Source organism: Pseudomonas sp. PS1(2021), from assembly GCF_020405165.1.
GTDB classification, from domain to species: Bacteria; Pseudomonadota; Gammaproteobacteria; order Pseudomonadales; family Pseudomonadaceae; genus Pseudomonas; species Pseudomonas aeruginosa.
The window spans coordinates 4,852,633-4,867,675 of sequence record NZ_CP084484.1; the positions used below are offsets into that span (position 1 = coordinate 4,852,633).

At 67.1% G+C, this 15,043-nt stretch carries 15 protein-coding genes; 8 read left to right on the plus strand and 7 right to left on the minus strand.

Annotation, left to right across the window (positions count from 1 at the left end; genetic code table 11):
- Window positions 1-6: 6 nt before the first annotated feature.
- The 4 genes from LE197_RS23325 to LE197_RS23340 are packed head-to-tail and all read right to left on the minus strand — an operon-like array spanning window position 7 to window position 3,775.
- Window positions 7-774, minus strand: a complete 768-nt coding sequence (locus LE197_RS23325; RefSeq protein WP_003095098.1) for a heme ABC transporter ATP-binding protein — start codon at window positions 772-774, stop codon at window positions 7-9.
- Window positions 774-1,757: a FecCD family ABC transporter permease gene (locus tag LE197_RS23330; RefSeq protein ID WP_003121063.1), complete on the minus strand. Its 984-nt coding sequence runs from the start codon at window positions 1,755-1,757 to the stop codon at window positions 774-776. Before LE197_RS23330 ends, LE197_RS23325 begins: the two co-directional genes overlap by 1 nt.
- Before the next feature lie 50 nt (window positions 1,758-1,807).
- A complete protein-coding gene (locus LE197_RS23335) occupies window positions 1,808-2,701 on the minus strand; it encodes a heme/hemin ABC transporter substrate-binding protein (protein WP_023108794.1) in 894 nt (297 codons plus the stop codon).
- Between the two features lie 9 nt (window positions 2,702-2,710).
- Window positions 2,711-3,775, minus strand: coding sequence for a hemin-degrading factor (locus tag LE197_RS23340; RefSeq protein ID WP_016852160.1), 1,065 nt, complete (start codon window positions 3,773-3,775; stop codon window positions 2,711-2,713).
- Between the two features lie 180 nt (window positions 3,776-3,955).
- On the opposite strand from LE197_RS23340, the gene phuR reads away from it, so the two are divergent.
- The 3 genes from phuR (at window position 3,956) to LE197_RS23355 (ending at window position 7,293) form a co-directional block, all read left to right on the plus strand.
- On the plus strand, window positions 3,956-6,250 hold the full coding sequence (phuR, locus tag LE197_RS23345; RefSeq protein ID WP_003113453.1) for a heme/hemoglobin uptake receptor PhuR: 2,295 nt from the start codon (window positions 3,956-3,958) through the stop codon (window positions 6,248-6,250).
- A 102-nt stretch (window positions 6,251-6,352) separates the two neighbouring features.
- Entirely contained in the window at window positions 6,353-6,700 is a 348-nt protein-coding gene (locus LE197_RS23350; RefSeq protein WP_003121065.1) for a Rieske (2Fe-2S) protein, read from the plus strand.
- Window positions 6,701-6,780: 80 nt separating this feature from the next.
- The gene (locus LE197_RS23355) at window positions 6,781-7,293 is read left to right on the plus strand and encodes a DUF4136 domain-containing protein (RefSeq protein WP_003095104.1); all 513 of its coding nucleotides are present in this window, start codon (window positions 6,781-6,783) and stop codon (window positions 7,291-7,293) included.
- Between the two features lie 3 nt (window positions 7,294-7,296).
- Here the strand turns inward: LE197_RS23355 and LE197_RS23360 are convergent, their stop codons facing one another.
- Window positions 7,297-7,746 (minus strand): DUF4345 family protein, encoded by a 450-nt coding sequence (locus LE197_RS23360; RefSeq protein ID WP_003095105.1) that lies wholly within the window; start codon window positions 7,744-7,746, stop codon window positions 7,297-7,299.
- Window positions 7,747-7,995: 249 nt separating this feature from the next.
- Between LE197_RS23360 and LE197_RS23365 the strand changes: the two genes are divergently transcribed.
- Window positions 7,996-8,445: a DUF411 domain-containing protein gene (locus tag LE197_RS23365; protein ID WP_003146125.1), complete on the plus strand. Its 450-nt coding sequence runs from the start codon at window positions 7,996-7,998 to the stop codon at window positions 8,443-8,445.
- A gap of 58 nt (window positions 8,446-8,503) precedes the next feature.
- Here the strand turns inward: LE197_RS23365 and alaC are convergent, their stop codons facing one another.
- Window positions 8,504-9,739 (minus strand): alanine transaminase, encoded by a 1,236-nt coding sequence (alaC, locus tag LE197_RS23370; protein ID WP_003100170.1) that lies wholly within the window; start codon window positions 9,737-9,739, stop codon window positions 8,504-8,506.
- A gap of 169 nt (window positions 9,740-9,908) precedes the next feature.
- Between alaC and LE197_RS23375 the strand changes: the two genes are divergently transcribed.
- Together LE197_RS23375 and LE197_RS23380 are read left to right on the plus strand one after the other, a co-directional pair.
- A complete protein-coding gene (locus tag LE197_RS23375) occupies window positions 9,909-10,763 on the plus strand; it encodes a PhzF family phenazine biosynthesis protein (RefSeq protein ID WP_003116070.1) in 855 nt (284 codons plus the stop codon).
- A 67-nt stretch (window positions 10,764-10,830) separates the two neighbouring features.
- Window positions 10,831-11,724 (plus strand): neutral zinc metallopeptidase, encoded by an 894-nt coding sequence (locus tag LE197_RS23380; RefSeq protein ID WP_003095112.1) that lies wholly within the window; start codon window positions 10,831-10,833, stop codon window positions 11,722-11,724.
- A gap of 21 nt (window positions 11,725-11,745) precedes the next feature.
- Here LE197_RS23380 and LE197_RS23385 read toward each other — a convergent pair whose 3' ends face one another.
- The gene (locus LE197_RS23385) at window positions 11,746-12,222 is read right to left on the minus strand and encodes a SecDF P1 head subdomain-containing protein (RefSeq protein WP_003100175.1); all 477 of its coding nucleotides are present in this window, start codon (window positions 12,220-12,222) and stop codon (window positions 11,746-11,748) included.
- A 413-nt stretch (window positions 12,223-12,635) separates the two neighbouring features.
- Between LE197_RS23385 and LE197_RS23390 the strand changes: the two genes are divergently transcribed.
- The gene (locus LE197_RS23390; RefSeq protein ID WP_023108795.1) at window positions 12,636-13,931 is read left to right on the plus strand and encodes an NCS2 family permease; all 1,296 of its coding nucleotides are present in this window, start codon (window positions 12,636-12,638) and stop codon (window positions 13,929-13,931) included.
- Entirely contained in the window at window positions 13,928-15,019 is a 1,092-nt protein-coding gene (gene trmA / locus LE197_RS23395; protein ID WP_003116071.1) for a tRNA (uridine(54)-C5)-methyltransferase TrmA, read from the plus strand. Before LE197_RS23390 ends, trmA begins: the two co-directional genes overlap by 4 nt.
- Window positions 15,020-15,043 lie beyond the last annotated feature (24 nt).

Genomic DNA, 15,043 nt, shown 5'->3' on the forward strand with positions numbered 1-15,043 from the left:
ACTCCTTTAACGGGCGACGATCAGCGGATGACCTCGCTCGGGATGACGCTGGACCAGGACCTCGAGGCCGAACACCGCGCGCAACGGCTCGGGGCGCAGGACTTCCTCGGGCGTACCGAGCAGGTGCGGGCGACCATTCTGCAACAGCAGCAGGCGGTCGCAATAGCGCGCGGCCAGGTTGAGATCGTGGAGGATCACCAGCACCGAGGCACCGCGGCGGGCGAAATCATGCACCGCCTGCAGGGTGGTGTGCTGGTGCAGCGGGTCGAGCGCCGAGGTCGGTTCGTCGAGCAGCAGCACCTGCCCCGGCTCGCCCGGCCACAGCTGCGCCAGCACCCGCGCCAGGTGCACGCGCTGGCGTTCGCCGCCGGACAGCGCCAGGTAGCTGCGCCCGGCCAGATGGCTGGCGTCGGCCGCCGCCAAGGCCTCGGCGACGATCTGCACATCGCGCTCGCGGCCGCTGGAATGGGGCAGCCGACCGAAGCCGACCACCGCCTCCACCGGAAAGGCGAAGCCCAGCGACGAACTCTGCGGCAGCACCGCCAGGCGCTGCGCGCGAGCGACGCCCGGCCAGTCGTCGAGGCCGCGCTCGTCGAGCAGCACCAGCCCTTCGGCCGGCTCCAGTTCGCCACAGAGAGCGCCAAGCAAGGTGCTCTTGCCAGCGCCGTTGGGGCCGAGTACGCCGAGCATCTCGCCAGGCCGCAGCTCCAGTTCGAGGCCTTCCAGTACAGTCTTTCCGCCACGGCGGATGGACAGGTTCTCCACGCGCAGCATCAGGCCCGCCCCCGCAATAGCAGATAAAGGAAGAACGGCGCGCCGATCAGTGCCGTGACGATGCCGATCGGCAACTCCGCCGGAGCCAGCGCCAGGCGCGCCAGCAGGTCGGCAAGCAGCAGGAGAATGGCGCCGGCCATCATCGAGGCCGGCAGCAACGTCCGATGATCCGGACCGGCAACCAGACGGATCAGGTGCGGCACCACCAGGCCGATGAAGCCGATCATCCCCGCCGCCGCCACTGCGGCGCCGACGCCAAGGGCAGTGCAAAGCACCAGTTCGGCCTTCAATCGCTCGACGTCGAAGCCCAGGTGACGGGCCTCGGACTCGCCGAGCAGCAGTGCGTTCAGCGCATCTGCCCGGCGCGGTAGCCAGCAGGCCACCAGCAGCGCCACCAGCAGCAGCGGCCAGAGTCGTGGGTAGCTGGCGCCGTTCAGGCTGCCCAGGTTCCAGAAGGTCAGGGTACGCAAGGTGGCGTCATCGGCGAGATAGGTAAACAGTCCGATCACCGCGCCGGACAGCGCGGTCAAGGCGATCCCTGCCAGCAACATGGTGGCCACGCTGGTCTGGCCATCGCGGCGGCCAAGTCGATAGACCAGCCAGGTCACCCCCAGGCCGCCGCCGAAGGCGCACAGTGACAGCAGGTAAGGCGCGAGGAACGCCGGCAAACCACCCAGCGAGGCGCCGAACACGATGGCCAGCGCCGCGCCGAGGGCCGCGCCGCTGGACACCCCGACCAGCCCTGGATCGGCCAGCGGGTTGCGGAACAGGCCCTGCATCGCCACCCCGGACAGCGCCAGCACCGCGCCCACGGCCAGGCCGAGCAGGGTCCGCGGCAGGCGGATCTGGCCGAGGATCATTTCCGCCTGGGCCAGGCCCGTTCCATCGAGCGGCAGCCCGGCCAGGCGCAGCGCGGCGCGCAGGGTATCGCCCAGCGGCAGGCTGACGGGACCGAGGGCGAGGGACAACCAGAGGACCAACACGAGCGAAATCCCCAGCGCACCGAACAGTGCGCGGGGGCGAACAACCGATTTCAATGGGCGGCTTCCGTACTCAGCGGTTTCGCGGAAGGATAAAAGGCTGCGGAGAGAGCCGCCAGGCCATCCGGCAGACGCGGACCGAGGCCGCCCACCAGGAGCGTCGGGTCAAGCACCAGCAGACGTCCGTCACGCGCCGCGCGGGTCGCGGCGAGCCCGGGGTTCTGCTTGAGCAGCGCGGCACGCGCCGCATCACCTTCGAGGCTGCGGTCGGCGATCACCACCGCGACCGGATCGAGCGCTGCCAGGGCTTCCACCGAGATCGGCTTGTAACCCTCATGGGTAGCCAGGTTGCGTGCTCCGGCTCGGTTCAGGACCCAATCGCCGCCGGTATTGCGCCCGGCTACCAGCAACTGACCGCCGGCGTTGCCGATCACCAGCAGGACGCCCGGGGCCGGCTGACTCTTCTGCGCGGCCGCGATCCAGTCCGCCTGGCGCCGCAGCCGCTGACGATAGTCAAGTTCGGCGGCCTCGGCGCGCTGGGGCACGCCGAGCCAGTCGCCGAGCTTCTTCAGGTTGCTTTCCAGTGCCTCCAGATCCGGCTTGGCGGAGAGGATCTCGACCCGCACGCCGGCGCCTTCGAGCTGCTTGAGTACCGGCGGAGGCCCCATTTCCTCGGTGCCGATGAGGATATCCGGACGTAACGCCAGCACGCCCTCGGCAGCCAGTTGGCGCTGGTAGCCGACGCTCGGCAACTGTTTCAGCGCCTGCGGATGCTGGCTGGTGGTGTCCACCCCGACCAGCTTGCTCTCGCCGCCCAGCGCCACCACCCATTCGCTCAGCGAGCCGCCCGCGCTCACCCAGCGTTGCGGCAGCTCGGCGGCCTGGGCCATGCCGGCGCCGAGCAGGATGCCCAGCGCCAACCCGTTGAATAGTCGATCGATACGCATGATCTCTCCTCAGAGCGCCTTGAAGGATTCGGCCAGTTCGCGCCAGTCGTCGCGCTCGGGCTCGCCGGGCTTGCGCGCGCCGAACAGTTGCACGATCAGTTCGCCGTCGGCGTCGAAGGCCTCCCAGCTGGTTACGATGCCATCGGTGCTCGGCTTGCGCACCCGCCAAAGTTCGGCGATGCCGGTGGTCTTCAGGTGCAGGTTGAATTCCGGATCGAGCACGTTGAACCAGTCGTCCAGCCACTTCAGGTTGCACACAGGCCCGGTATGGATCTGGATGCAGTGGGCGTTGCCGACGAACACCATGATCGGCAACCCGCTTTCGGCCGCCGCTTCGAAGAGTTTCGCCAGGTCGCCATTATCCAGGCGCTCGGCCCATTCGCCGCCAGCCAGGCGCAGCGCCTGGGTGCGCTGCGCGCCATGCTTCTTCAGCAGGGCGTGGAAATGATGGGTGTCCTTCAACGCGGCCCAGCCTTCGCGCAAGGCGGCGGCATCGATCTGCGCATCGACGAGCGCCGCAGCCGGTGCGCGGGGTTCGTGCAGCGCCAGCACGGCATCCTGCTCGGCAGCCCGCAGGCGCTCGACCAGCGGTTCCCAGGCGCGGACGTCGCTGGCCTCGGTAAGGAACACCTTGTGCACCGCCACGCCCTGCTGGTCGAACACCTGGATGCTGCGCTGGGTACCCCGCGCTGTCTCCTCGGCAATGGCGAAGACGGCGTTCCAACCCCCCAGGAACAGGCGCAGGTCGATATCCGGCGAGACCACCAGGCCCATCTGCCCATTGGCAGAGACCGTCACTTCGCGATACGGCCCCTTGCGTTCGTGGACGCAATGCTCGTTGCGGGTCAGCGCCATGATCGGCCCCAGTTCGCCGAGCGCCGGCAGCAAGGCGGCCCAGTCCGGCCGCAGGCGCACGGCATCGATGCCGACCCGGCTGGCGACCAGCTCGCCTTCGCTGACCTGCAACAGCGCGGCGGCGTCTCGCGCGCGTAGCTGCGGTCGCTCGGCGCGCAGGTCCTGCCAGGCGCGGTAAAGCTCGGCAGGGGAATGGGAAAGGCTGGGAGTGCTGCTCATCGACGGTTCCTCGGGCATATCCGGTTCGGTCGCGCTACGCGCAAAAACAGGTGAACTTTGCCACAAAACGCATATCTGAATCCATTTGATAATTATTTGCATTAGCGTTTTTCTGGCAGTACCTTGTGCGCCCGACGTCCCCCTGGCTATTCGCCACCGGCCCGACCCAAGGAGTCCCACATGCCGCTCTCCCCGCCCTTCGCCCTGCGCCCCTGCCTGGCCCTGCTGTTGCTCAGCCCTTCCCTGGCCCTGGCGGGGAACGCCGTCCCGCTGACCCCGACCACCATCACCGCCACCCGTACCGAGCAGGCAGTGGATTCGGTGCCAAGCACCGTCAGCGTGCAGACCCGCGAACAACTGGACCGGCAGAACGTCAACAACATCAAGGAACTGGTGCGCTACGAACCGGGAGTCTCGGTCGGCGGCGCCGGCCAGCGTGCCGGGATCACCGGCTACAACATCCGCGGCATCGACGGGAACCGCATCCTTACGCAGATCGACGGGGTCGAACTGCCCAACGACTTCTTCAGCGGCCCCTACGCGCAGACCCACCGCAACTACGTCGATCCGGACATCGTAAAGCGCGTGGAAATCCTTCGCGGCCCGGCCTCGGCGCTGTACGGCAGCAACGCCATCGGCGGCGCGGTGAGCTACTTCACCCTCGACCCGTCGGACATCATCAAGGACGGCAAGGACGTCGGCGCCCGGCTGAAGGCCGGCTACGAGTCGGCCAGCCACTCCTGGTTGACCTCGGCCACCGTCGCCGGCCGCGCCGACGACTTCGACGGCCTGCTGCATTATGGCTACCGCCAGGGCCACGAGACCGAATCCAACGGCGGCCACGGCGGCACCGGGCTCTCGCGCAGCGAAGCCAACCCGGAAGACGCCGACAGCTACAGCCTGCTCGGCAAGCTGGGCTGGAACTACGCCGAGGGCAGCCGCTTCGGGCTGGTCTTCGAGAAGTACAAGAGCGACGTCGATACCGACCAGAAGAGCGCCTATGGCGGCCCGTACGACAAGGGCAAGCCGGCCATCCCGCCGAGCATGCTGCCGGGCGGCATGTACCAGTGGCGCAAGGGCAACGACACCCTGACTCGCGAGCGCTACGGCCTGGAGCACCATTTCCTGCTCGACAGCCAGGTCGCCGATCGCATCCAGTGGAGCCTGAACTACCAGTTGGCGAAGACCGACCAGGCGACCCGCGAGTTCTACTACCCGATCACCCGCAAGGTCCTGCGCACCCGCGACACTACCTACAAGGAACGCCTGTGGGTCTTCGACAGCCAGTTGGACAAGAGCTTCGCCATCGGCGAGACCGAGCACCTGCTGAGCTACGGGATCAATCTCAAGCACCAGAAGGTCACCGGCATGCGCAGCGGCACCGGCACCAACCTGGACACCGGCGCGGACAGCCCGCGCGATGCCCTGGAACGCAGCAGCGACTTTCCCGATCCGACGGTGAAGACCTACGCCCTGTTCGCCCAGGACAGCATCAGCTGGAACGACTGGACCTTCACTCCCGGCCTGCGTTACGACTACACGCGCATGGAGCCGCACATCACCGACGAGTTCCTGCGCACCATGAAGCAGAGCCAGAACACCGCGGTCGACGAGTCGGACAAGAAATGGCACCGGGTTTCGCCCAAGTTCGGCGTGACCTACGACTTCGCCCAGCACTACACCTGGTACGGCCAATACGCCCAGGGCTTCCGCACGCCCACCGCCAAGGCGCTGTACGGTCGATTCGAGAACCTGCAGGCGGGCTACCACATCGAGCCTAACCCCAACCTCAAGCCGGAAAAGAGCCAGAGCTTCGAGACCGGGTTGCGCGGCAAGTTCGACGAAGGCAGCTTCGGTGTAGCGGTGTTCTACAACAAATATCGCGACTTCATCGACGAAGACGCCCTGAATACCGATAGCACCGGCGGCAACGGCCAGACCTTCCAGTCCAACAACATCGAGCGGGCGGTGATCAAGGGCGTCGAGCTCAAGGGCCGCCTGGAGCTGGGCGCCTTCGGCGCGCCGCAGGGACTCTACACCCAGGGCAGCGTGGCCTACGCCTACGGTCGCAACAAGGACAACGGCGAGCCGATCAACAGCGTCAACCCACTCACCGGAGTGTTCGGCCTGGGCTACGACGAAGCAGACGGCAACTACGGCGGGCTGCTCAGCTGGACCCTGGTCAAACGCAAGGATCGCGTCGACGACAGCACCTTCCACACCCCGGATGGCACCGCCAGCCAGTTCAAGACCCCGGGCTTCGGCGTCCTCGACCTCAGCGCCTACTACAGGCTGAGCAAGGACCTGACCCTCAACGCCGGTCTCTACAACCTGACCGACAAGAAATACTGGCTGTGGGATGACGTGCGCGGCTACGACAGCGTCGGCGAGGCTTCGGCGCTGGCCCCGGCCAACATCGACCGACTGTCCCAGCCAGGCCGCAATTTCGCGGTCAACCTGGTCTGGGACATCTGACCCGTTACCCCTTCGCACACGGAAGTGCCCCCATACCCAGCGCCTGGCCATGCCGGGCGCTTTCCATGCCACAGGTGAAAGCCGTCCTCCGGATCAGGGATAATGATCCCGGCAAACGGAGCGCCCATGATCCACCTGTGTCCCTCTTCCCATCTCGCCGAAGGCAACAGCCGCGGCTTCCTCGTCGATGAGCGGCGGCTGTTCGCGGTGCGTCGCGACGGCCGCGCCTACATCTACCTGAACCGCTGCCCGCATCGCGGCATCCCGTTGGAGTGGCAGCCCGATGCCTTCCTCGACGACAGCGCCAGCCTGATCCGTTGCGCCAGCCACGGCGCGCTGTTCCTCATCGAGTCCGGCGAGTGCGTCGCCGGCCCCTGCGCTGGCGAGCGCTTGCGCGCCCTGCCCTGCCGGGAAGACGCCGAAGGCCTCTGGGTGGAGCTGGACGACTGACCCAACGGGGGATGGGCGGCAAGCCGCGAGGCAACGGCTAGGCTTGCGGCACAAAGATAAAAAAGAGGAAGGAACGCGCCATGCGCCGATTCAGCCTGCGCTTCGTCCTGCTGCTCCTGTTCGGCCTGCTGCTCTATGCCTGCCGCAATGAACCGGGCCCCGTACGGCTCGCACCTGGCGTAACAGCGGCGGATTACCGGACTTTCTTCATCCAGGCGGTACGCGCCGAGGGGCACCGCATCGACTTCGAGGAGCGTTTCGATACGGCCGTGCGCCGCGCCCTGGAGGCCAAGGGCTATCGCTACCAGGCGGAACACGGCGACCTGCGGGTGATCTACGCCCTCGGCCTGCAACGCCAGCCGGGCCTGGAAATGCGCCCGGTGATCACCCAGGATGGCGTCTTCACCCAGACCCAACTGACCGAAGACACCGAGGCCAGGCTGGCGCTGCGCATCCTTGACGAAAGCAACGGCAGGGTCCTTCTGGAAAGCGTGCTGAGCCGCCAACTGCACGATCCGGCGCTGACCCAGGAAGCGTTCGACCGCGGCGTCGCGCAGTTGCTGAAGGACTTTCCGAGTCGCAGTCAACCTTGAATGTCACAGGCCGTCGAAGTCGTCCTCGCGACGCTCGGCGCTCTCGCCGGGTGCCGACAGCCGGGGCGGCCGCCGTTGCAGCCACCACAGGGCGGCGATCCCCAGGGCAGCCATTGCGCCGCGGAACAGCAGGCCGAACAGGTTGCCGTCGGCCTCCATCCCGCCCTCGATCCAGGCAATCAATAGCCGCGACAGGGTCAGGATCGATTGCAGCAGCACTACCAGGATCAACGCCGGCTGCACCAGCGAAGCCCGGCGCAGGGCGAACAGCAGGAACAACGCCAGGGCGAACTGATGGCCGCCATAGAACACCCGCGCATCGCTGACCGCCGAAGGCTCCATCAGCAGCATGCCACTGAGATTGGCCATCTCGTAGGGACGCACCCAGTACAGCACTCCCAGCGCGCCCCATACCAGCGCCTGAACCAGCAAAACCAAACGGGCGAAGAGCATCCCCTTTCTCCTCGGGCCTGTTGCCCCCAGCGGTCAGTTCGACACCGGCGGCGAACGCCCCGGCAACCCTAAGGACAGCAGACCCAAACCGCGCCGACGAGTTCGCTGCGACAATCCGTCCCTGCCCAACGGCAACCCGGCGCGGCGGGCAGCGCATCGCTTCGTCACAAGTGGATACAGCTCACCGGCTGGGTGGCGGCGGGTGCCAGCGGTATGCTCCCGGCATTCGCTCGCAGCAAGGAGAATCCCATGCGCCGCTTCGCACCCCTGGCCGTCCTGGCCGCCACCCTGCTCCACGGTTCCCTGGTCCAGGCCGCCGAACCGCTGGCCATCGACGTCCACCGCGACGCCAACTGCGGCTGCTGCAAGGACTGGATCAAGCACCTCGAAGCCAACGGTTTCGAGGTCACCGACCATGTGGAAGCAGACATGAGCGCAGTCAAGAGCCGTCTCGGCGTGCCCTACAGCATGGGCTCCTGTCATACCGGAGTGATCGACGGCAAGTTCGTCGAAGGCCACGTGCCGGCAGCCGACATCCTCAAGCTGCGCGAACGCGCCGACCTGGTCGGCGCCGCCGTACCGGGCATGCCGGTCGGCTCGCCGGGCATGGAAATGGGCGACCGCCAGGACGCCTACCAGGTCGTCGGCCTGACCAGGAGCGGCCAGGCCTCGGTACTGGCGGAGTACCCGGGACGCTAACGAAAACGCCGTTTTCCCCAGGGAAAACGGCGTTTTTCCTTGTAGCAGGACGTGAGGATCACTCCGCCAGGCTATCGACCTTCCTCTGCGGCGACAGCAGCCCGTCGGCGCGGAACATCGCCTTGATCCCGCGCACCGCCTGGCGCAGGCGGTCGCGGTTCTCGATCAGGGCGAAACGCACATGATCGTCGCCGTAGTCGCCGAAGCCGATCCCCGGCGACACCGAGACCTTGGCGTCCTGCAACAGCTTCTTGGCGAACTCCAGCGAGCCCAGGTGCGCGTAGGGCTCGGGGATCTTCGCCCAGACGTACATCGAGGCCTTCGGGTTCTCCACCATCCAGCCGGCCTCGCGCAGCCCCTTCACCAGGACGTCGCGGCGCTGCTGGTACTGCCGGGCGATATCGCGGACGCACTGCTGGTCGCCTTCCAGAGCGGCAATGGCCGCCACCTGCAGGGGCGTGAAGGTGCCGTAGTCGTGGTAGCTCTTGATCCGCGCCAGGGCCGAGACCAGCTCGGGATTGCCGACCATGAAGCCGATCCGCCAGCCGGCCATGTTGTAGCTCTTCGACAGGGTGAAGAACTCCACGGCGATATCCTTGGCACCCGGTACCTGCATGATCGACGGCGCTTTCCAGCCGTCGTAGACGATGTCTGCATAGGCCAGGTCGTGCACGACCATCACGTCGTACTGCTTGGCCAGCGCCACCACGCGCTCGAAGAAGTCCAGCTCGACGCACTGCGCGGTAGGGTTGGAGGGGAAGCCGAGAATCATCATGCGCGGCTTGGGAATCGATTCGCGGATCGCCCGTTCCAGCTCGTTGAAGAAATCGATGCCCGGCACCAGCGGCACCGAGCGCACCTGGGCGCCGGCGATCACCGCACCGTAGATGTGGATCGGATAGCTCGGGTTGGGCACGAGGATGGTGTCGCCATGGTCGAGGGTCGCCAGCATCAGGTGCGCGAGGCCTTCCTTGGAGCCGATGGTGACGATGGCTTCGCTTTCCGGGTCGATCTGCACGTCGTAGCGGTCACGGTACCAGTGCGAGATGGCCCGGCGCAGGCGCGGGATGCCACGCGAGGTGGAGTAGCCATGGGTGTCTTCGCGCTGAGCGACGGTGCAGAGCTTCTCGACGATATGCGGCGGGGTCGGCCCGTCGGGATTGCCCATGCTCAGGTCGATGATGTCCTCGCCACGGCGACGAGCGGCCATCTTCAGTTCGGCGGTGATATTGAAAACGTAGGGGGGAAGGCGGTCGATGCGCGCGAAACGGCGCGCAGGGCGTGATTCAGCCATGCTGTCCTCGGAGTAACGTAAGCGCCCGGAACCGTCCGAGCGACGCCGACCGCTGCGGCGGCCTGGAAAGCGCCAGCCAGGCGCTTTCTTGTCGGCGAACATAAAGGCCGATAGGCTGCTTGTCGAGTCCCCCCTCGCGTTTTTCATTCCATTTCACAGGAAAAGGCCCATGTCCCGACGCTACTGGCAACTCGATGTGTTCGCCGAGCGTCCGCTCACCGGCAACGGCCTGGCCGTATTCGACGACGCCAGCGCCCTCGATGACGCCGCCATGCAGGCCTGGACCCGCGAACTGCGCCAGTTCGAGTCGATCTTCCTGCTGCCGGGCGACGACCCACGGGCCTTCCGCGCACGGATCTTCACCCTGGAGGAAGAACTGCCGTTCGCCGGCCACCCGCTGCTCGGCGCCGCCGCCCTGCTCCATCACCTGCGCGGCGGCGACAACGAACAGCACTGGACGCTGCACCTGGCCAGCAAGTCGGTGGCCCTGCGCAGCGTGCGGGCGGGCAGCGGTTTCTACGCCGAGATGGACCAGGGCCGCGCCGAATTCGGCGCCACCCCGGACGCCGGGACCTGCCGCTGGTTCGCCGAAGCCTTCTCGCTATCGGCCAACGACCTGTCCGGGCATCCGCCGCGGGTGGTGAGCACCGGCCTGCCCTACCTGCTCCTGCCGGTGACCGCCGAGGCACTGGGTCGAGCCCGTCAGGTCAACGATTTGCAAGAAGCCCTGGATAAACTCGGCGCGGCGTTTGTCTATCTGCTCGACGTCGACGGGCGCGAGGGCCGCACCTGGGACAACCTGGGGCTGGTGGAAGACGTGGCTACCGGCAGCGCTGCCGGTCCGGTCGCCGCCTACCTGGTGGAATACGGGCTTGCCGCGCGCGGCGAACCCTTCGTCCTGCACCAGGGACGCTTCCTCGACCGGCCGAGCCGACTCGACGTCCAGGTCGCGACAGACGGTAGCGTAAGGGTCGGCGGCCACGTCCAACTGCTCGCCCGCGCCGAGCTGCTGACCTCGGCCTGACGGTCGGGGTGGCGCTGGCGGCGGACGACGACAACACTGAAGAAGCGAAACGTACAGGAGAACCGCCATGCTCTGGCGCAAAGGACGACGCAGTGACAACGTGATTGATGCCCGGGGCGAAGGAGGCGCAGGCGGCGGTGGCGGCATGCGCATCGGCGGCAAGGGCCTCAGCCTGGGTGGGGTGGCCATCGTGGTGGTGGTCGGCCTGCTGATGGGCCAGGACCCGATGCAGATCCTCGGGTCGCTGCTCGGCCAGATGGACAGCCCGGCGCCGGCCACCCAGCAGCAGGCCGGCGGTCGGGCCCCGGCGGCCAATGACGAGCAGAGCGAGTTCGTCCGCTCGATCCTCGGCGACACCGAGGACACCTGGGAACAGATCTTCGCCAGCGGCCAGGCACAATACCAACAGCCCAAGCTGGTGCTGTTCAGCAATGGGGTGAATTCCGCCTGCGGCTTCGCCTCGTCGGCCACCGGGCCGTTCTACTGTCCGGCCGACCGCCGAGTCTACCTCGACCTGGAGTTCTTCCGCGAGATGGAACAGCGCTTCTCCGCCGCCGGCGACTTCGCCCAGGCCTATGTGATCGCCCACGAGGTCGGCCACCACGTGCAGAACCTGATGGGCATCTCGGCCAAGATCAACGCAGCCCGCCAGCGCGGCGCGCGCATGGAGGGCGCCAACGGCCTGTCGGTACGCCAGGAACTGCAGGCGGACTGCTTCGCCGGGGTCTGGGCCAACCGTGCACAGCAGCGGCTGAACTGGCTGGAGCCGGGCGACATCGAGGAAGCCCTGAACGCCGCCAACGCCATCGGCGACGATCGCCTGCAACGCCAGGGCCGCGGCATGGTGGTGCCGGATTCCTTCACCCATGGCTCCTCGGCGCAACGCATGCGCTGGTTCAAGACCGGCTTCGAGAGCGGCTCGCCGGCCAGTTGCGATACCTTCAAGGCCCAGACGCTCTGAGCCTCGCCGCCAGCCGGGCGCTTAGCGCCCCGGCTGGCTTCCCAGCGCATTCAACTGATCGGCCAGTTCCCTGGCCTCGTAGACCGAAGCCAACCCGTCGAGATAGACCTTGCCGTTGCGGATCGGCTCGCGCACCCGCGGCGCCAGGCGCAGGCGCCCGTCCACCAGTACCGCGAGAGTGCGCCCCCGGGCCTCGCCGGTCAGCGCGGCCAGGCGGCGGGCGGCCGGTTCGGTGAAGGTGACTTCGACGCCGGGTCGACCGTTCTGGTCGTACAGGACCTCGGCGCGGAGTACGTCAGCCTGGGTCAGGCTGGGCTTCAGCGCCACCAGCATGGCCTTGCCCTGCGGGTCGGCCAGGGTGCGGAACGCCGCGGAAGGCGTGCTGGCGGTGGCATAGACCCCGAAGCTGTGCTGCGGGATCGGCAGCGGATCGCTGGCGCAGGCGGCCAGCAGCAGCGCCAGGCCCAGCGGAAGGAGTGCGAGTTTCGAGCGTTTCATGATGAGGTACTGCAGAAAACCTGGGCGGAGCGTCCGTCCGGACGCCAACGCCTATGTTAACGCCGCCCGCGCCGGGCGGGCGAGCAGGCCCTTCCGCGAAGCGACGATCGACTAGACTGGCGGAAATTCACCCCTCTCCCGCGAACTGGTATGATGCGCGCCTTTTCGAGCCGTATGAACCCCACGCAGGCCGCCGCGAGGCCCCTGGCGTGCGTGGGTCGTTTCATGCGGCTCGCGCATTTTCGGGACTCAGCCGTCTGCCGGGATCGTTCGCGATACCGCGCCGACGAGACAGCGATGCAACGCCCGCCACGCGGAAATTCGGTTTTCCCTGGTCGGCGGCCGGCTCCGCGGCCGGCCACTTCTGCTGGCGCCATGGGGATCGTTGCAGAGCACATTCAGGGGAATCCAACATGCTGGAAAAGCTGTTTCAACTAAAGGCGCACAACACCACGGTGCGCACCGAGATCCTGGCGGGGATCACCACCTTCCTGACCATGGCCTACATCCTCTTCGTCAACCCGAGCATCCTCGGCGAGACCGGCATGGACAAGGGCGCGGTGTTCGTCGCCACCTGCCTGGCAGCGGCCATCGGCTCGACCATCATGGGCCTGATCGCCAACTACCCGATCGCCCTGGCCCCCGGCATGGGCCTCAACGCCTTCTTCACCTACACCGTGGTGCTGCACATGGGCCACAGCTGGCAGGTCGCGTTGGGCGCAGTGTTCATTTCCGCCACCATGTTCTTCCTGCTGTCGATCTTCCGCATCCGCGAATGGATCATCAACAGCATCCCCCTGCCGCTGCGCTCGGCGATCGCCGCCGGTATCGGCCTGTTCCTCGCACTGATCGCCCTGCAGAACGCCGGCATCGTGGTGGACAACCCGGCAACCCTGATCGGCATGGGCGACCTGACCAAGCCGGCACCAATCCTCGCCACCCTCGGCTTCATCCTGATCGTCGCCCTGGAGGCGCGTAGCGTCACCGGCGCGGTGCTGATCGGTATCCTGGTGGTCACCGCCATCGCCATCCTGCTCGGCGTGACCCAGTTCGGCGGCGTGGTCTCGATGCCGCCGTCGCTGGCGCCGACCTTCCTCCAACTGGACATCAAGGGCGCGCTGGACATCGGCCTGGTCAGCGTGATCTTCGCCTTCCTCTTCGTCGACCTGTTCGACAACTCCGGCACCCTGATCGGCGTCGCCAAGCGCGCCGGACTGATGGGCAAGGACGGCCACATGCCGAAGATGGGCCGCGCGCTGATCGCCGACAGTACCGCCGCCATGGGCGGCTCGCTGCTGGGCACCTCGACCACCACCAGCTACATCGAGTCCGCCGCGGGCGTCAGCGCCGGCGGCCGCACCGGCCTGACCGCCATCGTCGTCGCCATCCTGTTCCTCCTCGCGCTGTTCTTCGCCCCGCTGGCCGGCAGCGTACCGGCCTTCGCCACCGCCCCGGCGCTGCTCTTCGTCGCCGTACTGATGGCCTCGGGCCTGGCAGAGATCGACTGGGAAGACATCACCGTCGCCACGCCGGTGGTCGTCACCGCGCTGGCCATGCCGTTCACCTATTCGATCGCCACCGGCATCGCCTTCGGCTTCATTTCCTGGACCGCGATCAAGGTGCTGTCCGGGCGCTGGCGCGAACTGAACCCGGCGCTGGTGATCCTCTCCGTGCTGTTCGTGATCAAGCTGGGCTTCTTCAACGCATGAGCCGTCCACAGTTCGACCCCAGCGCCTACGCCGCGCAACTGGAAGACAAGAAGTCCCGCCTCGCCGGATTGCTGGCCCCGTTCGCGGCACCCGCGCCGGAGGTCTTCGAGTCGCCGCGCGAGCATTACCGGCTGCGCGCCGAATTCCGCCTGTGGCGGGAAACCGGCAACGAGAAACGTCACTACGCGATGTTCGAGCAGGGCGACAAGCACACTCCGATCCTGATCGAGGATTTCCCCATCGCCAGCCGCCGCATCAACGAACTGATGCCGCGCCTGAAGGCGGCCTGGGCCGACCCGGCGCTGGGCTTCAAGCTGTTCCAGGTGGAGTTTCTCACCACCCTGGCCGGCGACGCGCTGATCACCCTCTGCTACCACCGGCCGATCGACGACGCCTGGCGACAGGCAGCGGAAAAGCTCGCGGCGGAACTGGGCGTGAACCTGGTGGGGCGTTCGCGCGGCAAGCGCATCGTCGTCGGACGCGACTATGTGGAGGAGGAACTGTCGGTCGCCGGCCGGCGCTTCCGCTACCGCCAGCCCGAGGGGGCTTTCACCCAGCCCAACGGCGAGGTCAACCAGAAGATGCTCGGCTGGGCCTATGAGGCGCTCGGCCAGCGCGACGACGACCTGCTCGAACTGTACTGCGGCAACGGCAACTTCACCCTGCCCCTGGCCACCCGGGTACGCAAGGTGCTGGCCACCGAGATCAGCAAGTCCTCGGTCAATGCGGCGCTGGCCAACCTGGCCGACAACGCGGTGGACAACGTCAGCCTGGTGCGCCTGTCGGCCGAAGAGCTGACCCAGGCGCTGAACGAGGTTCGCCCGTTCCGCCGCCTGGCCGACATCGACCTGAAGAGCTACGCCTTCGGCAGTGTCTTCGTCGATCCGCCACGAGCCGGCATGGATCCGGACACCTGCGAGCTGGCCCGACGCTTCGAGCGCATCCTGTACATTTCGTGCAACCCGGAAACCCTGGCGCAGAACATCGCCCAACTGCACGACACGCACCGGATCAGCCGCTGCGCGCTGTTCGACCAGTTCCCCTACACCCACCACATGGAAAGCGGCGTCCTGCTCGAACGCCGCTGAGAGTGGCCGCGCCCCACGGCGCGG